At 44.6% G+C, this 20,907-nt stretch carries 20 protein-coding genes and 1 pseudogene; 3 read left to right on the forward strand and 18 right to left on the reverse strand.

All coding sequences use genetic code 11. The features are described from left to right. Positions 1-114 precede the first annotated feature (114 nt). The 9 genes from trmD to smc all read right to left on the reverse strand — a co-directional run bounded on the left by trmD (position 115) and on the right by smc (position 9,091). Entirely contained in the window at positions 115-846 is a 732-nt protein-coding gene (trmD, locus tag BLS23_RS10140) for a tRNA (guanosine(37)-N1)-methyltransferase TrmD (protein ID WP_089652437.1), read from the reverse strand. Further along, on the reverse strand, positions 846-1,361 hold the full coding sequence (rimM, locus tag BLS23_RS10145; RefSeq protein ID WP_089652438.1) for a ribosome maturation factor RimM: 516 nt from the start codon (positions 1,359-1,361) through the stop codon (positions 846-848). Before rimM ends, trmD begins: the two co-directional genes overlap by 1 nt. Before the next feature lie 8 nt (positions 1,362-1,369). Continuing rightward, the gene (locus tag BLS23_RS10150; protein WP_089652439.1) at positions 1,370-1,756 is read right to left on the reverse strand and encodes a YlqD family protein; all 387 of its coding nucleotides are present in this window, start codon (positions 1,754-1,756) and stop codon (positions 1,370-1,372) included. A gap of 90 nt (positions 1,757-1,846) precedes the next feature. Next, positions 1,847-2,074 carry a KH domain-containing protein gene (locus tag BLS23_RS10155; protein WP_089652440.1) on the reverse strand — a complete coding sequence of 76 codons (228 nt, stop codon included), beginning with the start codon at positions 2,072-2,074 and terminating at the stop codon, positions 1,847-1,849. 22 nt (positions 2,075-2,096) lie between these two features. Further along, positions 2,097-2,366 carry a 30S ribosomal protein S16 gene (rpsP, locus tag BLS23_RS10160; protein WP_089652441.1) on the reverse strand — a complete coding sequence of 90 codons (270 nt, stop codon included), beginning with the start codon at positions 2,364-2,366 and terminating at the stop codon, positions 2,097-2,099. Positions 2,367-2,450: 84 nt separating this feature from the next. After that, entirely contained in the window at positions 2,451-3,791 is a 1,341-nt protein-coding gene (gene ffh, locus BLS23_RS10165) for a signal recognition particle protein (protein ID WP_089652442.1), read from the reverse strand. A 13-nt stretch (positions 3,792-3,804) separates the two neighbouring features. Next, positions 3,805-4,134, reverse strand: coding sequence for a putative DNA-binding protein (locus tag BLS23_RS10170; protein ID WP_089652443.1), 330 nt, complete (start codon positions 4,132-4,134; stop codon positions 3,805-3,807). Between the two features lie 75 nt (positions 4,135-4,209). After that, on the reverse strand, positions 4,210-5,517 hold the full coding sequence (gene ftsY / locus BLS23_RS10175; protein WP_089652444.1) for a signal recognition particle-docking protein FtsY: 1,308 nt from the start codon (positions 5,515-5,517) through the stop codon (positions 4,210-4,212). 13 nt (positions 5,518-5,530) lie between these two features. Then, positions 5,531-9,091 carry a chromosome segregation protein SMC gene (gene smc, locus BLS23_RS10180; protein WP_089652445.1) on the reverse strand — a complete coding sequence of 1,187 codons (3,561 nt, stop codon included), beginning with the start codon at positions 9,089-9,091 and terminating at the stop codon, positions 5,531-5,533. 782 nt (positions 9,092-9,873) lie between these two features. Between smc and BLS23_RS10185 the strand changes: the two genes are divergently transcribed. Continuing rightward, entirely contained in the window at positions 9,874-10,095 is a 222-nt protein-coding gene (locus BLS23_RS10185) for a DUF1128 domain-containing protein (RefSeq protein WP_089652446.1), read from the forward strand. Positions 10,096-10,175: 80 nt separating this feature from the next. On the opposite strand, the gene rnc is transcribed toward BLS23_RS10185, so the two are convergent. The 9 genes from rnc to sdaAB all read right to left on the reverse strand — a co-directional run bounded on the left by rnc (position 10,176) and on the right by sdaAB (position 19,037). Continuing rightward, positions 10,176-10,868, reverse strand: coding sequence for a ribonuclease III (gene rnc, locus BLS23_RS10190; protein ID WP_089652447.1), 693 nt, complete (start codon positions 10,866-10,868; stop codon positions 10,176-10,178). A gap of 75 nt (positions 10,869-10,943) precedes the next feature. Next, positions 10,944-11,177, reverse strand: coding sequence for an acyl carrier protein (gene acpP / locus BLS23_RS10195; RefSeq protein ID WP_035505393.1), 234 nt, complete (start codon positions 11,175-11,177; stop codon positions 10,944-10,946). A 133-nt stretch (positions 11,178-11,310) separates the two neighbouring features. Beyond that, positions 11,311-12,051, reverse strand: coding sequence for a 3-oxoacyl-[acyl-carrier-protein] reductase (gene fabG, locus BLS23_RS10200; RefSeq protein ID WP_089652448.1), 741 nt, complete (start codon positions 12,049-12,051; stop codon positions 11,311-11,313). Further along, positions 12,051-12,992 (reverse strand): ACP S-malonyltransferase, encoded by a 942-nt coding sequence (gene fabD, locus BLS23_RS10205; protein ID WP_089652449.1) that lies wholly within the window; start codon positions 12,990-12,992, stop codon positions 12,051-12,053. The genes fabG and fabD overlap by 1 nt, the downstream gene beginning before the upstream one ends. After that, the gene (gene plsX / locus BLS23_RS10210; protein WP_089652450.1) at positions 12,989-13,993 is read right to left on the reverse strand and encodes a phosphate acyltransferase PlsX; all 1,005 of its coding nucleotides are present in this window, start codon (positions 13,991-13,993) and stop codon (positions 12,989-12,991) included. Before plsX ends, fabD begins: the two co-directional genes overlap by 4 nt. Beyond that, positions 13,990-14,571 carry a transcription factor FapR gene (gene fapR, locus BLS23_RS10215; protein WP_089652451.1) on the reverse strand — a complete coding sequence of 194 codons (582 nt, stop codon included), beginning with the start codon at positions 14,569-14,571 and terminating at the stop codon, positions 13,990-13,992. The genes plsX and fapR overlap by 4 nt, the downstream gene beginning before the upstream one ends. Positions 14,572-15,427: 856 nt before the next feature. Further along, the gene (gene recG / locus BLS23_RS10220) at positions 15,428-17,464 is read right to left on the reverse strand and encodes an ATP-dependent DNA helicase RecG (RefSeq protein WP_089652452.1); all 2,037 of its coding nucleotides are present in this window, start codon (positions 17,462-17,464) and stop codon (positions 15,428-15,430) included. Between the two features lie 5 nt (positions 17,465-17,469). Then, positions 17,470-18,354 carry an L-serine ammonia-lyase, iron-sulfur-dependent, subunit alpha gene (gene sdaAA, locus BLS23_RS10225; RefSeq protein WP_089652453.1) on the reverse strand — a complete coding sequence of 295 codons (885 nt, stop codon included), beginning with the start codon at positions 18,352-18,354 and terminating at the stop codon, positions 17,470-17,472. Positions 18,355-18,374: 20 nt separating this feature from the next. Beyond that, the gene (sdaAB, locus tag BLS23_RS10230) at positions 18,375-19,037 is read right to left on the reverse strand and encodes an L-serine ammonia-lyase, iron-sulfur-dependent subunit beta (protein ID WP_089652454.1); all 663 of its coding nucleotides are present in this window, start codon (positions 19,035-19,037) and stop codon (positions 18,375-18,377) included. 221 nt (positions 19,038-19,258) lie between these two features. Between sdaAB and BLS23_RS10235 the strand changes: the two genes are divergently transcribed. Further along, on the forward strand, positions 19,259-20,527 hold the full coding sequence (locus tag BLS23_RS10235) for an NCS2 family permease (protein WP_089652455.1): 1,269 nt from the start codon (positions 19,259-19,261) through the stop codon (positions 20,525-20,527). A gap of 218 nt (positions 20,528-20,745) precedes the next feature. Further along, a pseudogene (locus BLS23_RS22035) lies at positions 20,746-20,907 on the forward strand (IS5/IS1182 family transposase); the annotation flags it as partial.

Below are 20,907 nucleotides of genomic sequence, written 5' to 3' on the forward strand. Positions count from 1 at the left end.
TTTTAACTAATGCTCTTGTCTTCTAAGAGGCAGCGGAACATCGTTTTCCACTTAAACCGTACGTTTAAGCACAAAATTTAATATACCATATCTAGAGACAAACATCAACAGCACTCAGCTATTTTTCCACTCATCCAACCACGATTGTTCTTTAGCAGATAATTCCCTTCCCTCAAGCAAATCCGGCCTTCTTTCGAATGTACGTTTCAATGACTGGTAATGACGCCATTCATCGATTTTGGCATGGTTTCCTGATAGAAGGACATCCGGCACTTTATGACCTCGAAAATCGGCTGGTCTCGTATAATGCGGATGTTCAAGCAAGCCGCTTGAGAATGAGTCCATAGGAGCTGACTGTTCATTTCCTAGAACTCCTGGTAGAAGTCGAACAACAGAATCGATGACGACCATCGCACCCAGCTCTCCACCAGTAAGGACATAATCACCGATGGATATTTCATCGGTCACCAATTCCTGCCTGATTCTTTCATCATATCCCTCGTAATGGCCACAAATGAAGACCAGATGATCCTCTTCTGAAAGTTCTTCCGCTTTTTGCTGGGAGTAGGGTTCTCCCTGCGGGCAAAGCAGCACAACACGTGGAGGTTTTTCCGCAGAATCTTTGATGGACTGAATGCTATCAAAAATGGGTTGTGGGGATAGAACAAGACCCGCTCCTCCCCCGTAAGGGTAATCATCGACTTTGTTGTGTTTATTTTCAGTGTAATCACGGAAATTCACATATTGATGTGAAAATGCGCCTTGTTCCTGAGCACGCTTCATGATGGAATTCTGCAATACACCATCAAACATTTCGGGAAAAAGTGTCAAAATATCGATATGCATTAGTCTAGCAGCCCCTCTATTGGATCGATGATGATTGTTTTCGACTCCGTATCCACTTCTTTAACGACAGGTTCGATATACGGAATGAGAACATCCGGCTGATTCTTCCGCTTCACAACCCAAACGTCATTCGCGCCAGGGGTAAGAATTTCTTTAATTTCTCCTAGTTCTTCACCTGACTCTAAAAATACGGTACACCCGATGATTTCATAAAAATAGAATTCATGGTCATCAAGCTCTACTTGATCGTCTTCTGAAACCATCAGCTTTCCATTCTTGTAGCCTTCGACATCATTAATCGTAGGATGATCCTCGAAGCTTACAAGTTCGAAACCTTTATGAACCCGGTGTGTTCGAATTACCAGTGGTTTCGGCTCGTTGTTATCACTTACCCAATACAAAAGCTGACCTGGTTCGAATCGTTCATCAAAATCTGTGACGCGATGAACTTTGACTTCTCCTTTGATGCCATGTGTGTTTATTATTTTTCCAACATTGAATAACTGTTTTTCCATGAGTGCAATTACCTCGCTCGTATGACTTTTCCGTCTTCCACGACGATTTGACGATCCTGGATGACCTCTTCCCATTGATCGCCTTCTTTAACTTCAATCAGTGCCTGTACTTCGTCTGTTTCAAGCTCACTTCCATCAGGCAGGATATCCAATTGTTTGCGCTGATATTCAAGCCACTTCAGTTGATCTTTTCTTCGTCCGATTTCCTTTGAAAAACGGCGCTCCACTTCTTGTCTTGACACCCCGGGCTTGCGTTCTAATTTTTTCTGTTCAAATGAAAGCTGCCTGCATTCACGGTCCAGACGTTGATATCTTTCGTCGAACTTTTCCTTAATTTGCGCACGACTCGTCTCTGTCAAAATCTGTTTGACAGGTACTGTTCGGATGATCTGCATCTTTCGCCCGCCCCTCTGCCGTTCCATGAGAATAGTAAAAAAGGGAAAAGGTTTCCCTTCTCCCTTCTTACACCAATAAAATTAGTTCTCTTACATGATATCCAAATAGATTCGTTTTTCAGAATCTGAACCTGCCGCATAGACGACAGTCCGAATCGCTTTCGCAATCCGCCCGTTCTTACCGATTACTTTCCCTACATCATCCGGGTGGACCGTAAGATGATAAACCACTTTATGATTTTCCTCTTTCTCATCCACCACGATGTCATCAGGATGATCGACAAGCGGAGTTACGATCGTTTCGATCAAGGTTTTCATGGGATCACCACTACTTTATGATTTATTGGTTTTTCTTATCGTGGAACTGCTTCATGATGCCTTCGTTAGAGAATAAGTTACGAACCGTGTCACTTGGCTTCGCGCCGTTTGACATCCAGTCGATTGCTTTCTCAGCATCAAGTTTAACCTCTACAGGGTTAGCAACTGGGTTATATGTTCCGATTTGCTCGATGATACGTCCATCACGAGGAGAACGAGAATCAGCAACTACTACACGATAAAATGGGTTACGTTTAGATCCCATACGTTTTAGGCGAATTTTTACTGCCATTTTTAACAACCTCCAAATTTCTTTAATGTTTCACACAGATTTAGATTTTAGCAGAACTTCAAGGGTGTGTAAAGGTTTTTTCCATTACATAAAAGGAAATTTCATTCCTTTGCCTTTTTTCCCTTTTGTATTGCTCATTTGTTTCATCATTTTCTTCATTTCTTCAAACTGTTTCAACAGTCTGTTGACCTCTGACACAGACGTCCCGGACCCTTTGGCAATCCGCTTTTTACGGCTTGCATTCATCACAGAAGGGTCCTGTCGTTCATTTTTAGTCATCGATTGGATGATGGCTTCAACATGAGCGATCTGCTTGTCGTCGAACGACACGTTCTGAAGACCTTTCATTTTGTTCGCACCAGGAATCATATTTAAAATTTCATCCAGTGGTCCCATGTTCTTCACTTGCTCCATCTGCTCAAGGAAGTCCTCAAATGTAAAGGACGCATTACGCATTTTCGACTCCAGCTCTTTCGCTTGCTTTTCATCGACTTGCGTTTGTGCTTTTTCAATTAATGTAAGCATGTCGCCCATTCCAAGGATCCTTGACGCCATACGCTCAGGGTGGAAGGTCTCAAGCTGGTCAAGCTTCTCCCCCATACCCGCGAATTTGATCGGTTTACCTGTCACGGCTTTGATGGATAACGCGGCACCACCACGGGTGTCTCCATCAAGTTTCGTGAGCAGCACACCGGTGACGTCGAGCTGCTCATCAAAGCTTTCTGCAACATTCACAGCATCCTGACCTGTCATGGCATCGACTACAAGGAAAATTTCATCAGGATTGACAGCTTCCTTGATTTCTTGCAGTTCACCCATCAAATCACCATCAATATGCAAACGACCAGCGGTATCGATGAGCACATAATCGTGGTGCTCCTCTTTGGCTTTGGTTATCGCATTTTTGGCGATGTCGACAGGGTTTGCTTCGGTGCCTTCCTCATGGACAGGCATATCCAGCTGTTTTCCGAGTGTCTGTAATTGCTGGATGGCAGCTGGTCGGTAAACGTCGGCTCCTACGAGTAACGGCTTCCTGTTGTAGCTTTTACGCAACAGGTTCGCAAGCTTCCCGGTTGTCGTCGTTTTACCTGCACCCTGCAGACCGACCATCATGATGACCGTTGGAGGACGCTTGGCAACAGCGATTTTACTTTCGTCGCCACCCATCAATTCTGTGAGCTCTTCTTTAACAACTTTGATGACTTGCTGTCCAGGGGTCAGGCTTTCCATGACCTCCTGACCGACGGCGCGTTCACGTACACGCTTCACAAAATCTTTAACGACTTTAAAGTTTACATCGGCCTCGAGGAGGGCGAGACGGACCTCCCTGGTCATCTCTTTTACGTCTTGTTCGTTTACCTTCCCTTTGCCTTTGATTTTCTTGATCGTTTCCTGCAAACGGTCGGATAAACCCTCAAATGCCATCGAAGATCCCCTCCTATTCTAATTCTTGTAATTCGTGCAGCCATGATTCATAAGGGGCTGGAAGCTCGTCTTTTTTAAACTGTGCTTCCATTTCTTTGATCACTTTCTGCCGTTTTTCAAACTTCTCATATAGATGAAGCTTTTTTTCATATTCTTCAAGCATTGTCTCTGTTCTGCGAATATTATCATACACCGCTTGACGTGAGACATCAAAGGTTTCTGATATTTCACCAAGAGAGTAATCCTCGAGATAATACAACTCCATATAGTTTCTCTGTTTAGGAGTCAACAACGATTGATAGAAATCAAAAAGATAATTAATCCGTGTCGTTTTTTCAAGCATGCTTGAAGCACTCCTTGTTAAGTGAAATGCCTTTACACATAAATACTAAAGGAACATGTACCTTCATGTCAAGGCTTAGGATAGTTCTTCTTCCTCATATTCTTCGATCATATCTGCAAACAGTCCATAAACGAAGGCATGGGCATCAAATGTTTCAAGGTCGGTCACTTTTTCTCCAAGGCCCACGAGTTTAACGGGAATTTCCAATTCATTTCGAATCGCAAGAACAATTCCGCCTTTCGCTGTTCCATCCAGTTTCGATAGCACAATACCGGATACATCCGTCGCTTCGGAGAAAGTTTTCGCCTGGCTCATGGCATTTTGTCCTGTCGTAGCATCGAGTACAAGCAGTACTTCATGAGGAGCTCCAGGAACTTCACGCTCAATGACGCGTTTCACTTTGGAAAGTTCATTCATCAAGTTCACTTTATTTTGCAGACGGCCGGCAGTATCGCAAATGAGGACATCGGCATTCTTCGATTTTGCAGACTGGATACCATCGTAAATGACAGCAGCTGGGTCGCTGCCTTCACTATGCTTCGTGACATTCACTCCTACACGTTTGCCCCACTCTTCGAGTTGCTCAATGGCACCTGCACGGAATGTATCTCCTGCAGCAAGTGTCACGTTCTTCCCTTCACTTTTCAGTCGGTGGGCAAGTTTGCCGATGGTCGTTGTTTTTCCTACCCCATTCACACCGACAAACAGATAAATCGTCAAGCCGTCCGGGTTTTCATTCAACCCTTCAATTTCTTCAGCGCGATCATCACCATAGTAGATTTCAACCAGCTTTTCAGAAATGATTTCCTTCACTTTTTGAGGGTCCTGAACGTTCCTACGCTTCACTTCCATCTCAAGCTCTTCAATCATTTCCATGACGGTCGTAACCCCGACATCTGCAGAAATCAACACTTCCTCAAGTTCTTCAAAGAAATCTTCATCGACGGTACGGTAACGTGCGACGAGATCATTAATTTTAGTCGAGAATGAATTTCTTGTTTTAGCCAGTCCCATTTTAAACTTGGAAGCAATCGAAGCTTTTTCATCCTCTTCCAGGCTCTCTGCAGCATCATCTTCTGGCAATGATTCTTCAACGCCCTGCTCGTCTTTTTCATCCAGCGTTGATTCGACTGGCTCTTCTTCATCTGCTTCTGCTGCGTATTCTTCCCCATCCTCTGCAGGGGCCTCGGTTTCAGGTGTTTCTGTTTCTCCCTGAAGGTCTGTAACGTCCTGCTCATGGGTGTCTGCGGGGTCTACATCCGTTTCCAGAGGATGTTCCTGGTCATCGGAATCCTCTGTTTCATGGACCTGCTGTTCCTCTTTTTCTTCTTCCGACTCAGGACCTTTTACGAATTTTTCTTTCAGTTTCTTAAAAAAACTCATCGACTCATCCTTCCTATGCTTCCAGTAATTCCGGTGTTTCTTCTAGTCTGACGGATACGAGTTTAGATACGCCTGACTCTTGCATGGTCACCCCATAAAGAACATCCGATTCTTCCATCGTCCCTTTTCTGTGGGTGATGACAATGAATTGTGTCTTCTCACTGAATTCTTTCAAAAATTTAGCAAAACGATCCACGTTCGCTTCATCCAATGCCGCTTCCACCTCGTCAAGGACACAGAAGGGCACAGGACGGACGCGTAGAATTGAGAATAACAGAGCGATAGCCGTCAGAGCACGTTCTCCGCCCGATAACAAACTCATATTTTGCAGTTTCTTACCCGGGGGCTGGGCCACAATATCGACCCCTGTTTCTAACATGTCGTTAGGGTCAGTCAGTTGCAGATCGGCACGTCCTCCACCGAACAGAGTACGAAAGACTTCACCGAATTCCGCACGGATTTTTGTAAAGGTGTCTTCAAACTTCCGCTTCATTTCACCATCCATTTCATTGATAACCGTGTGAAGGGTCTGTTTTGCTTCAAGTAAATCATCTTGCTGTCCCTTCAAGAATTCATAGCGTTCTTTAATACGGTCATACTCATCGATGGCTCCTAAATTCACGGTTCCAAGCTCTTCGATGGCCCGTTTGATCAGCTTGACCTTCGTTGATGCTTCGTCAATATCGTCTACACCTGGGTAGTCCCTCTTCGCTTTCTCAAACGTCATCACATACTCTTCCTGCAAGTATTGAAGCATATTCTCAAGCTCTACGTCCAGCCGGTTGGCTTTGACTTCCTTTTGCTGCAAGTCTTGAATAAAGTTTTGATGTCTCCGCTTCAATTCCTTTAGCATCGCTTCAGCTTGCTGAATGTCCGCAGCAAGCTCTTGGCGCTCTTTTCTCTTCATCTCGATGGACGAAGTCGTTTCTTCCTTGTCTGTTCTCGTGCTTTCAATTTGAGCCTGAATCTCATCTTCAGTCTGATTGGAATCCTTGACCTCCATCAGTTGTTGATAAGAGACACGATTGCCTCGTAATTCCTGCTGTATCAAATCTTTCTCCTGCTGATAACGATCCGCTTTTTCTTTTTGGTTGTTTACCGCTGATTCTTGTTCGGCTAGTTGTATTTGAAGCTTCTGCCTGCGTTCCTGCAAGTTAGCCTCGTCTTCTTTCTGACGTTCTTTTGTTGTCGTCAACTCTTCGATCTTTGTATTAATCGATACCAGTTGTTCTTCTAAAGTCCGTAAGGTTTCGTCAAGGTCGGTCAACTGCTGATCAGCGTGATGAGAGTCTTGATCGTACTGGGCCTGATCTTGATCGAACAATTGAAGTTGATCATTCAAATGGTCGAGTTTCAGCTGCATTTCCCTTTGATCGGACTGCTTTTCATACTCTTCTTTCTTTAATTCAGAAAGTTTCACATTCCACTGTTCTTTTTCCTCTTCTTGCTCTGCTAAGGTCGTCTTCAACTTTTCCACTTTACTCTCAACATCCAACGCCTTTGCATCATAAGCGACGATTTTCTCACTAAGTTCCTGCAATTCCTTTTCTCTTGTGAACAAGGATTGTTTGGATTGTTTTTTCGCCCCTCCTGACATGGAACCACCAGGATTGACAACATCTCCATCAAGCGTCACAACCCGGTACTTTCGATTCAATACGCGAGCTATTTGGTTTGCATCCTCTAACCCTTCGGCAATGACGATATGACCAAGGAGGTGCTGGATCGCTTTTGAATGAGCTGTATCATATTGGATAAGATCGGCAGCAACTCCTACATACCCTGCTTGTTGTGAAAGCGATGCAGCGCCATGGACAGAACGAGGCTGAATGGAGGTCAGAGGCAGGAATGTAGCTCTTCCTTTATTGTTCGTTTTCAACCAGTGGATCGCCTGTCTTCCGGTTTGTTCGTCCTCCACGACAATATGTTGGGCCTGCGCACCAAGCGCTGTCTCAATCGCTGTCAAAAGATGGGATGGAATATCAATCAGTTCGAGCACAGCTCCATGAATCCCCTGCAGCTGGCCTTTTTGAGAAGCCTTTAAAACTTCACGGACGCCGTGGAAATAACCTGAGAAGTCTTCTTTCATCTCTTCAAGCATTTCCTTCTTAGATCGCATATTTTCCAAATATTGATAGCCCTTATAAAGCTTCTCCTGCCATTCCTGATACGTCTGTTTATTCTTTTCGTATCTCTCGTTCAACTCTTGGACTTGAGATTCTAGCTCTTCCCGCTGTGTGGTCAGGGTTTCCAACTCGGCTGTCATGGAAGTCAACTTTTCTTCAAGCTTTGCGCGTTCACTTCTGAGATCTTTGAATTTATCGATCTGACTTCCTTTTTTGGAGTGAATTTGGTCCAGCTGTTTTTCTAAGAGTTGTTTCTCGTTTCGTTTGGCTGCCTGCTTATTCAGCAATTCGATATATTCACTCTTCAAGTCTTCAATCTCATCTTCTATTAGATGGAGATCCTGTTTTAACGCTTGGGTCGTTTGATTTAACTCTTGCTTCGTATTTTCTCTTTTTTCTTTGATCTGTTTTAACTTTTTAGCTTCTTCTTCGGCAATCGCCTTTAAATTCACCAGTTTGTCAGAGAGATCCTCATAGGCCTCTTCCAATTTGGATTTGTTTTCTTCAAAATGCTTATGACGCTCTTTCATTAGTTGCTTTTTCCCCTCAAGATTTTCGAGGTCTCTCGTTAGTTCAAGCAACTTCGCCTGCATGTTTTCTATAGAAGCATCGAGGCTTTCCACATGATCCCTTTGATCTTTTAGTGAAGCTTCATTCGCCTCGATTTTTTCACTCAACTCGTTTTCCTGGCCTCTGACTTCTTCCAGTTCTTTGAGAATTCTTTCCCATTCTCCGTGAACCTGCTGTATTTGAGTGATCAATAAAGAGATTTCAACATTCTTCAGCTCGTCTTTTTTCTCTAAGTAATCTTTCGCGACAGCCGCTTGTTCTTTTAACGGTTCAAGCTGACCATCAATCTCCCATATGATATCTTCCACACGGTTCAGATTTTCTTGTGTTTCCGACAACTTATATTCTGCTTTTTTCTTTCGCTGTTTGTACTTCAGAACTCCTGCCGCTTCTTCAAAAATGGAACGGCGGTCTTCTGCTTTGGAACTAAGAATCTCTTCCACTTTTCCTTGGCTGATAATAGAGAAAGCTTCCCTGCCAAGCCCGGAATCCATGAATAGATCGACAATATCTTTCAAACGGCATGTCTGATTATTTATATAGAACTCACTTTCACCGGAGCGGTAAACGCGTCTCGTCACACTCACTTCCTGGTAATCCAAAGGCAGTGCCTGATCCGTATTATCAAGGGTCAAAGTCACTTCTGCCATATTCAATGGAGCTCTAGTTTCACTACCAGCAAAGATGATGTCTTCCATTTTACTACCGCGGAGCGAACGGGCTGACTGTTCGCCTAATACCCATCGAATCGCATCCGTTATATTACTTTTTCCACTACCATTCGGTCCGACGACAGATGTGACTCCAGAAACGAAATCGACGGTCACTCGTTCGGCAAATGATTTAAAACCTATCGTATCTAATTGTTTGAGGAACATATTCATCCTCCTGTATTTTCACAAATCTTTCATTCACTCAACTTATATATTTTATCATAAAGAACGGCCCTACGGTAGGAACCGAAAGCTACTTTTATTACACCTAGTAAAATCTCATTATTCAACATAAGCTCCCTATACTTGAAGACTCTAGTTCGAGATAACCGGGGTTCGTTTGCTTTTTTAGCGTTAGGGGTGGCTGGGAAGCTACTCGCTTTCCTGTGGGGGAGTGGCGAGCTTCCTCAGGCTATCGCCTTGCGGGACCTCGCCTATCTCCTTTCTCCCACGGGAGTCTCGCAGCTTCCCAACCACCCCATTCCGTGCAGGAGAGAAACGAACCCCTATACCAAAATGGGACCTCTTCCATACCCACTAAGAAACAGGCGAAAAACGCTATATATCAAGACTTCACGCTCGTAATGACCGCTGGGGGGGAGTTTTTTGTGATCCAATTCTTTTGAACATACAAGCAGAGTTTCCGAGAAGTGGTTTCGAGACACTCACATGATAAAGGGGCGGAGGGGAATGGGGAGACTCCTGCGGGAAAAAAGTGCTTGGTGAGACCCCACAGGACGCAGTCCGAGGAGGCTCACCGCGCTCCCACGGAAAGCGAGCTATTCCCCGCAGCCCCATCCACTCCATAAAAGTCTCGAAACTTAGTCTTACACAATCCTGCCATTTACTTTAATAAGTTATAATATTAATGAAGGGTTTCAAAATTCGGCAAAGTCCTTTATCATATGTAATAGCCTAGAAAACGAGCCTTGAAGGAGGATTCATTTTTGAGTTTACAAGAACCGAACCAAGAAAACCTAGAAGTCATCATCAATGACATGGCAGAAAAACTGCAGGTCGTGAACCGTTCCCTTATGGACCCAGAGGATTACGATCTCAATAAATACGAAGAAATCAAATCCCTTCACGATATTATTGAAATGAAAGGGCAATTGAGTGTTTCTGAAATCCAGGCATTTGTGCAGGAACTTGGTCAATACAGAAAATAACCAACCGCCACTAAAAAAAGACCGTTTTTCGAAGGTTCTCTCCGGAAAACGGTCTCTTTTTGATCACTTTTAAAGACGGATTATAAATGGGCTCCTTGATTTTCCAATGCTTGCTGAGCCGCTTTTTGTTCCGCTTCTTTCTTCGTACGGCCTACACCAATCCCACCGATGTCATCCTGGATCAGTACGTGAGCGATAAACTCCCGGCTGTGTGCAGGTCCTCTCTCTTCAACGATTTCATATTCGATTTTACTGTTTTTATCCCGTTGAATAAATTCTTGTAGCTGACTTTTGAAATCCATCGCATGAGAAAAAGCACCTTTTTTCACTTTTGGATACACATACGTTCTTAAGAACTGTATGACTGCATCGTAACCCTGGTCTAAATAAAGAGCTCCGATGAACGCTTCAAAGACATCAGCAAGCAATGCTGGTCGATTGCGCCCTCCTGTCAACTCTTCTCCTTTACCAAGTAAAATCAGGTCTTGGAAATTCAGCTCATTTGCAAATTCTACTAATGAGACTTCACACACAATCGAGGCTCTGAACTTAGTAAGCTCTCCTTCAGCCATATCCGGGAACTCCCGGTACAAATACTGAGAGACTCCTAGTTCAAGAACGGCATCTCCCAAGAATTCCAGCCGTTCATTATCCTCCCGATCGGTTTTCCGATGCTCATTCACATATGATGAATGTGTAAAAGCCTGTTCCAGTAACGAGATATCATTGAATTGTAAATTTATCTTTTTCTGGAAACTGGAAAAATCATCCATAAATCACCTTGTCCTTTGCTATGAATTTCTTGAAAAATATAGGAAAGGCTGCCCGAAAAACGGACAGCGATCCTATTACGACTGGCTGCTTATGTAATTCACAGCGTCGCCTACTGTATTGATTTTTTCAGCTTCTTCATCAGAAATTTCCATATCAAACTCGTCTTCAAGCTCCATTACAAGCTCAACGACATCAAGAGAGTCTGCTTCTAGATCTTCTTTGAAGGAAGCTTCCATAGTCACTTTAGACTCATCAACATCAAGACGATCGACGATGATTTGTTTTACACGATCAAATGTTTCTGCCATTGGAACCTCACCTCCCTTCAGTAATTATAGTAATGTGTGCCCAAAAGCGCAAGAGGTTGTTTTACCCCGACTTTCAGAAGGAATCACAATCTCTTTGTTTAAAATAAATGGGCGCTTAATAAGACCCACGCTTTTACATGACCATGCCGCCATCGACATGCAGTGTTTGACCTGTCATGTACGCTGCATCTTTAGAAGCGAGGAATCGGACAACACGTGCCACATCTTCCCCTTCACCTAAACGCTTCAGCGGAATCATGGCCAGCATTTGCTCACGTTGCTCGTCTGTAAGGGCATCTGTCATATCTGTTGCGATGTAGCCCGGTGCTACGGCGTTCACCTGGATGTTTCTAGCTGCCAATTCTTTGGCGTTCGATTTGGTCATTCCGATCACACCGGCTTTAGCAGCAACATAATTCGCTTGTCCAGGGTTTCCGGAAACACCTACGATTGAAGCGACGTTGATGATTCGGCCATACTTCTGCTTCATCATCTGACGTGTCACCCCTTTTGTACAAAGGAAAACGCCTTTCAAGTTCGTATCGATCACTGAATCAAACTCTTCTTCTTTCATTCTCATTAAGAGATTGTCTTTCGTAATCCCTGCATTGTTAACAAGGATATCCAGACGGCCGAATTCATCTACGACTGTTTTCACCATTCGTTTGACATCTTCATCATTGGATACGTTGGCCTGTATTTTGATGGCCACGCCGCCTAGTTCATGGATTTCCTGAACAACAGCCTCTGCCTTATCTTCGCTTCCTGCATAATTGACGGCCACTTTCGCCCCTTGATGAGCAAGTTCAAGTGCAATAGCCTTTCCGATTCCGCGGGATGCCCCTGTGACAAGAGCCACCTGGTCTTGTAACATTACGATTCCTCCTTATACCAATCGATGAACGCTTGCAGTGAGTCTGGATCCTGCACACTGAACGTTTTCATTCGACGTTTCACTTTACGAACAAGACCACTCAACACTTTCCCTTGCCCCACTTCTACAATAGCATCGACATCTTCTTCGACGAATGCCTCAAGAATCTGTTGGAACCTTACAGGTGAGTAGAGTTGTTCAATGAGAAGCTTCTCTATTTCTTCCGCATTTGTCACCGGTGCAGCAGTTACGTTCGCGTACACAGGGACGTTCGCATCATGGATTTTCGTTTCAGATAAATGATCAGCAAAATCATCACTAGCTGACTTCATGAGACGGGAGTGGAATGGTCCACTGACATTGAGAGGAAGCACCCGCTTCGCTCCCGCTTCTGACAATTGTTCAGAGGCTTTGTCCACGCCTTCTTTTGTTCCAGAAATGACAATTTGACCTGGACAATTGATATTCGCAAGATCCACAGCTAGATCTCCATCAAAGTCACGCAAGACTTCTTCAATTTCTTCTTGTGATAGACCAAGTACAGCCGCCATTGTTCCCATACCTGTTGGGTAAGCTTCTTCCATCAGCTTTCCACGGACATGAACTAGTTGAACGGCTTCCATTGGTTCCAGCGCTCCCGCTGCAACCAAGGCACTGTATTCTCCAAGGCTGTGACCTGCCGTCATACCAGGAGCCACCCCTTCTTGCTGGAGTACTCGCTGGATGGCTATACTATTCAAAAGCAATGCCGGTTGAGCATTTTCTGTTTTCGTCAATTCTTCAGAAGGCCCTTCGAACATTAAACGAGTCAACGAATAACCAAGGGCTTCATCCGCTTCATCAAACAATTGTTTCACAGCAGGATAAGCCTCATACATCGCCTTCCCCATTCCTACTTCCTGGGACCCTTGCCCAGGAAAAACACATGCGATTCGTTTCATGATTCATCCTCCTCTTTGTGCATTTCAGAAAGTGTTGCGGAAATTGTGTTCGTTACATCAAGCTCAATCATGTGGCAGGCCTGTCGGATCGCATTTAAAACAGCTCGATCATTAGAAGAACCATGCGCTTTGATGACAGGTGCGGCCAAACCAAACAGACCCGCTCCTCCATATTCGCTATAATCAAGCTGAGCTTTTAACTTCCGCAGATCATTCTTTGCTAACCCAGCAGCAATTTTAGTTTTAAAGTTACTCATAAATGTTTGCTTCATCATCGAAAACATCGTCATGGCCGTTCCTTCGATCGTCTTCAATGTAACATTACCTGTGAATCCATCAGTCACGACTACGTCTGCTACGCCTTCAAGTAAGTCACGCGCCTCGACGTTTCCAACAAAATTGATGGGAGCTTCTTTCATCAGGTCAAACGCCTTTTTGGTCAAGTCACTTCCTTTGCCATCTTCCGTACCGACATTCAACAGACCAACCCTCGGCTGTTTAATATTGCGCACGTTTTCAGCATAAATACTCCCAATCACTGCATATTGCAACAAATGGTCAGGCTTCGCATCCACGTTCGCTCCGACATCCAGCATGAGAAAACCTTTGCCGTCTGACGTTGGAAGTGTCGGACTGAGCGCTGGCCTGTCCACACCTTTCATTCGACCGACGACAAACAATCCCGCACTCATCAATGCCCCTGTGTTCCCGGCAGATATGCAACCATCCGCACGTCCTTCCTTCACTTCAGTGGCTGTCAGAACCATAGAAGATTGCTTCTTTCTCCTAACAGCCCTTACCGGTTCATCATCTGCTGTAATGACTTCTGTTGTATGTAATATAGACACATTGGACTGTCCTGTTAAAAAAGGCTTGATTTGAGCTTCATCACCTACAAGAGTGATTTCCAAGCCGTCAATTGTGTCTGCGGCCTGTACCGCCCCTTTCACAATCGCTTCAGGAGCGTTGTCACCGCCCATAGCATCAATGGCTAGCTTCATTCTCGATCCATCTCCTTCTGTTGGTTCGAACGATACATCTCAAACGTTCCCGCAAATACTTCTTCGTTACCTACGTAACTATGCACATTCACAAGTGTTCGTCCTTTTTCATCGTCCCCCTTGACAGTCGCCTTAGCCACCACACGTTCACCAAGTTTCACCGGGCGTGTGAATGCAATCTCCGACTGCGCAGTAAGTGCCAGTTCATCATTGATTAAGGCGACGGCCAGGGAGTTGGCCTGTGCAAACAAGTAGTGCCCTCTAGCGATATGGTTTCTGGAAAAGACATGTTCCGGGCGGATGTCCAAGATCGAAATGGCACGGTCGTCCAATTCCAGGTCGACCACTTCCCCGATGATTTCTTCCACCGGCAAAGCTTTCACCGTTTCATTCCATTCTTGTGTGGCGACCGACTTGATGCGTTCCCGCAATTCCGGAATTCCGAGTTCCATTCGATCCAGCCTTATCGTCTGGATGCTGACCCCGAATGTTTTTGCTAGTTCTTCGTCTGTAATGAAGGGGGTATGGTCTATTTTCGTTTTCAATTCTTCCTGACGTACTTTTTTAGACTTCTTCATACATATTCCACCGTTCATTTAGCCATAATTTTTCACCTTATGACTAGGTACTAATAGTAATATATAATACCAAGTTCAATTACGCAAGGATTTGCTTATGATTCCCTATTTTCATCTCCATAGTATTTCGACACTCAATTAAGTGACACACAACACTTCCTTAAACAATATGGCAGGATTGCGGAAGACTTGATTTCGAGGCTTTTATTGAGTGGATGGGACTGCGGGGAATAGCTCGCTTTCCGCGGGGCCCCACACGAAGTGGGGTCGTTCAATGTTGGCACAGGACGTGCCGAACTTAATCGAACTTCCTCTATTCTCTTGAGCCTCCTCTGACTGCGTCCTGTGGGGTCTCACCAAGCACTTTTCCCCACAGGAGTCTCCCCATTCCCCTCCGCCCCTTTGTTATATGAGGTTCTCGAAATCCCTATAACAGTAACCCACTGAGTTCGATAATGAAGCCCTGATTAACAACGTAGTTATAGTCGTTTTAACCATAGATACTGCACGAATATGGTAAAAGAACAGGGTCTGGGAAACGCCCGCATGAAAAGCTCAAGAAGACAAAAACGTGTGTGTTTTTCTACGAACGGATTCAAAACACCGCAAATCGTCGTTTCCCTGACCCCGTATCCATGGCCAGGATTTGTCATTCATTATTTCAACTAGGCAAGGCTCCCTTTAAGGATGCGCGGTATGTGCTCCTTGCGCTCCCATGGAAAGCGAGTAATCCCCCTCAGCACCATTCATAAAACTAAAGTCTCGAAACTGAGTCTTCAAGAAAAGGGAGCTATACTTGAAAGGGGTCGTTTCGGAAATGGAAAACACTCGGCTTTTTGGCCGAGTGTTTGGTTAGTTAGTCCAACACATTACCGAGAAGGTGTTGGTCACTATAAACGTGCTCTTTTAGAGTTTTGTATCGTTCGTCATTATCAAGCATATTTTCCATAATCATTTCAGCGGCATCTTTTCTTGCGGTTTCGAGTGCGCGGTAATCGTGGACCATGTCTCCGACCTTGAATTCAGGAAGACCGCTTTGCTTTTTGCCGAAAAAGTCGCCGGGACCACGCAGCTTCAAATCCTGCTCAGATAATTCGAAGCCATCATTCGTCTCGGTCATAATTCTCATTCGTTCTTTCCCTACGTCTCCTTTGGGATCACCAAGAAGAATACAGTAACTTTGATCGGCTCCACGCCCTACACGTCCTCTCAACTGGTGAAGCTGGGAAAGACCGAACCTTTGTGCATCATAAATGACCATGACAGTTGCATTCGGTACGTTCACGCCTACCTCTACGACCGTTGTGGAGACGAGGATCTTCAGCTCGTTCGCTGCAAATTGCTGCATAACGCTCTCTTTTTCTTCGTTATGGAGACGACCATGCATCAATCCGACGGATGTAGACGGCTCAAAAACAGCGCTTAGCTGATCGTAGAGGTCAATGGCATTTTGAATATCAAGCTGGTCCGATTCTTCGATCAAAGGACAAATGACGTAGGCCTGGTGCCCCTGGTCAATCTCTTTCTGTATAAAGCTCAAGACACGGTTGGTCATTTCTCCTTTGACCCAATACGTATCCACAGGTTTCCGTCCTGCCGGCATTTCGTCAATCACACTGACATCCATATCTCCGAATGCCGTAATCGCAAGCGTCCTTGGAATAGGCGTTGCTGTCATGAATAGGACATCAGGAGAAAGACCCTTATCTCTTAGTGCCCGCCGCTGCTCTACTCCAAAACGGTGCTGCTCATCGACGATCACAAATCCAAGGTTTTTGAAGACGACCTCATCCTGTATGAGCGCATGGGTACCAACGAGGATATCGATTTCATTCTGCTCCACGGCTTCCAGGATTTCTCGTCTCCGCTTTCCTTTGATAGATCCGGTCAGTAAAGCTACCTTCGCACGCCCTTCAAACATTTGTTGCAAAGAATGGTAATGTTGTTCTGCCAGAATTTCCGTCGGAACCATGAGAGCCCCCTGTTGACCAGCTGTAATTGATGCGTAAAGAGCAATCGCGGCAACAGCTGTCTTTCCTGAGCCGACGTCCCCTTGAAGGAGACGATTCATTCTGTGCGGACTTTTCATGTCGTTTAAAATTTCTGCGAGAGACCGTTTCTGCGCAGAAGTCAATTCGAATGGCAGGGATTGAACAAATGCCGTCAACTGATCGTTGTCATACGTTTGAACAATTCCTGATGTCGATTCACGGTTATGCTTTCTTAACAGCTGCATTTTTAATTGAAATACAAGAAACTCTTCGTATATAAAACGACGTTTTGCATGCTTCAGCATCACCCTTGTTTCCGGATAATGCATTTGATTCAAAGCTGAAGGGCGGTCTGGAAGTTTATAAGCAAGAGCCAGATCTTCAGGAAGAATGTCAGGAAGATCCACACTATAATCATCAAGGGCGTTTTTGATCACTTTCCTCAATGTGTTGAGGTTAACCCCTTCTTTCAACGTGTACACAGGCTGGATGGGTTCCTGACTTTTGGACTCTCCTTTTTTAAACTGGCTGACCGTTATTTGGAGTCTCTGTTGATCCCACTTCCCTGTCACCGTAACCGTGTCCCCTTGATTCAATTGTTTCTTTGCAAAAGCACGATTGAACATGACAGCTTTTACCGCAAACTGATCGACTTGAAGGGTAAAAGTCAGCCGTGATTTCTTCCTGCCATAAAAACTTAATGCAGGTTCAGAGACGATTTCACCTTCGATGGTCGCCTTCTCATTGTGCGTCAATTCGGTAAGAGGCTTCACTTCATAAGAATCATAGCGATGCGGAAAGTAGAATAATAGATCTTCCACTGTAAAGAGTCCAAGCTCATTTAATTGTAATCGTAGTTTATCTCCTACTCCTTTAACTTCACTGATCGATTGGTGCAACACGTCATTCACTCTTTCTTCAACGATATTCCGTACACTTTGGCTTCTAATTCACGCCCCGTAGGTGTAGCAGCAAGTCCACCTTGAGCTGTTTCCCTGAATGCTGAAGGCATGCGCTGCCCTACTTTGTACATCGCATCAATAACCTCATCACAAGGAATTCGACTCGTCACTCCTGCAAGAGCCATATCCGCAGCAACAACCGCGTTGGATGAACCCATGGCATTTCTTTTCACACAAGGGACTTCTACTAGACCCGCAACAGGATCACAAATGAGGCCGAGCATATTTTTCAAAGTAATCGCCATTGCTTCAGCAGATTGTGAAGGCGTACCCCCGGCCATTTCTACAATCGCAGCAGCAGCCATCCCTGCAGCTGATCCCACTTCAGCCTGGCAGCCTCCTGCGGCACCGGAAATAGAAGCATTATTAGCAACCACAAATCCGAAGGCCCCGGAAGTAAACAGGTAACGAACCATTTGTTCACGCGTCGGATTCAATTGATTTTTCACAGCAAAAAGCGTCCCCGGCACACAACCGGCACTTCCTGCGGTAGGTGTAGCACAGATGGTCCCCATGGCCGCATTCACTTCATTTGTTGCGACAGCTTTACTAACGGCATCCATAAGAAGGTTTCCGGATAGCGGGGTGTGATTTTTCATATAGTTTTGAATGAGGACTGCATCTCCTCCAGTCAATCCACTGTGAGATTTGACACCTTTCAAACCATCTTCAATCGCTTTTTCCATAACATCGAGATTTCTTTCCATTTGAGAGAACACTTGCTCCCTCGTTAGTTGTTTCACTTCCATCTCCTGACGAATCATAACTTCAGAGATTTGTATATTTTCACTTTCTGCTAATTCTACGAGTTCAGCTACATTTCGAAACATGTGAGCTCTCCTTTCTTTATTTAATCTGATATCTTAGCTACTTGTGTAATGTGATCCGCTCGTTCTAGTTCATCAAGGATCGAATCATCAATGTTCTGATCCACTTCAATGACCATCAAGGCTTGTTCTCCTTGTGCTTTACGGGACACTTCCATGCGTCCGATATTGATTTCATTTTTAGCTAAAATGGCCGTAGCCGAGGCAATCGCTCCATAACGATCATTGTGAATAAGCAGAATCGCCGGGTGACTTCCAGATAAGCGAAGTTCAAAACCATTCAGTTCCGTAATTTCCGCTTTTCCTCCCCCGATGGAGATCCCGACTAACTCGAGCTCACCATCATCATCACCGATTTTAACTCTTGCCGTGTTGGGATGATCGGTATGAGCATCCTCTTCATGAAATCTTATCTTCATTCCATTTTTCCGCGCCGTAACGAGTGATTGACTGATTCGTTCATCATACGTATCGTAGTCGAGCAATCCACCAATGATGGCTACATCTGTGCCATGACCTTTATAGGTTTTCGCAAATGATCCATACAAATGGATATGGGCATATTTTGGCTCCCTACCAAATAAATGGCGTGCTGCACGGCCGATTCTGGCCGCCCCTGCGGTGTGTGAACTGGATGGTCCAATCATGACGGGACCGATAATATCGAATACTGAACGAAATTTCATGAAAATCACCTTCCCTTTTCATCTATATATAAAGAAAGAAAACGCTTTCTAATATATTATAATCCTTTTACATCTTAACACAAACTGTTGTTCTACACCTCATTTTTTACAAAAAGCGAACAAATCAGGTTGATAGATTGTTCTTTTACGAGTAAAATAAACGTTTGTGGGTTACTCGGTAACCGGGCGGGAGAGGGATAAATTTCATAGAGGAGATTCAAATGCTCAATCAGCATCATCAAAAAGTGAGCTGGAAGAAAGAAGGGTTGGCTGGATTGATCGGTTATTTCACGACCGTCTACATTGTGGCCGTGAACAGCCAAATCCTTCACAGTGCAGGTTTGCCGCTTGAAAGCGGAATGATTGCAACGATTCTTGCCAGCGCACTCGGCTGTTTGATCATGGCTATATACGCTAATGCGCCTATGGTTCTCATTCCAGGAATGGGTGTTAACGCTTTGTTTGCCTACTCCATCGTTGAAGGTACGGGATTGACGTTTCAAGAAGGGCTGGCTGTTGTATTCGTAGCTTCGTTGATCTTTCTAATCACGGCTTTCACAAAACTTGGAGACTGGTTGAAACACGCGATTCCGGATTCTTTGAAGCATGCAATCACGGTTGGTCTTGGACTGTTTTTGACGTTGATCGGATTAGAAAAAGGAGGCCTTGTCGTCAGAGGGGAACACTCTTTGATCACACTCGGCAACCCTTCGTCTGCAATTGTCATCACAAGTATCCTTACATTGTTTATCGGGATTTTCCTTTTCACAAAAAATGTCCCTGGTAACTTCTTAGTGACGATGATTGCAGGTACCATCATCGCTCATTTTACAGGAGTATTGGGAGAAAGAGGAGATTCTCTCGCACTCAGCGAACAATCATGGATCTTCATGCCGGACTTCGCAAGCGTGACAGAGTTCGGATTCTGGATGGCCGTTTTCCCCCTTGCGATCGTTCTCATTTTTGAGAATATGGGTCTCATTCACGGACAATTGGATATGCTTGATCAACAAAGCAAATTCAAAAGGTCCTACCAGGCCTCTGCCTTTTCAGCATTAAGTACTGGATTCCTCGGTACATCACCGACGGTTTCTTCAGCTGAGAGTGCCGCTGTCATTGCATCCGGAGGTAAATCAGGAAGAGCAGCACTCACAATGGCTGTCTTATTTATCGGCACCATCTTTTTGATCCCTTGGATTTCCATGGTACCATCCACCGCTATCGCACCAATTCTCATCATTGTCGGAGCGCTGATGGTACAAAACATTAAGGAAATTCCCCTGGATCAGTTATCTGAAGCGATGCCAGCCTTCCTGATTATCGTGATGATTCCCTTCACCTACTCCATCGCTGATGGAATGGCTTTTGGATTTATCGCTTATCCGATCGTAAAATTCGCCATCGGAAAACAAAGAGAACTAACTACGCCAGTCGTACTCATCGCCATGGTCTTTCTCATTGAATTTATCATGCGCTCGCTTGGTCATTAATTTAGCTGCAGCGCAACTATGCTGTATTTCTTAAATGAATACAAAAAACAATAAAGAGGCTGGGACAAAACTCAGCCTCTGAAACAAAAAGGAGCCCTGCGAACCAATTTGGTTCGCAGGGCTCCTCAATTTATGTTGTCTTTTTTCATTTCAATTAAAAATAAGAGCACACTCTGATAAAATTAAAGTTCCTACACAATAACCTCGGAGGTGCTCTTATGTTTAAAAATTATAACATGAATCAAGTGGTTTTGCCCATGGACGTTGAAATGAAACTTCAGGAAAATGACATCGCCTATTCGGTCCATGAATTGGTGGAAAGTATTCCGGATGAGGATTTCTCATGTTTCATGCGTGATACGGGATGCCCCGCTTATCAT

This window comes from Halobacillus aidingensis, from assembly GCF_900104185.1.
Taxonomy (GTDB): Bacteria; Bacillota; Bacilli; order Bacillales; family Halobacillaceae; genus Halobacillus; species Halobacillus aidingensis.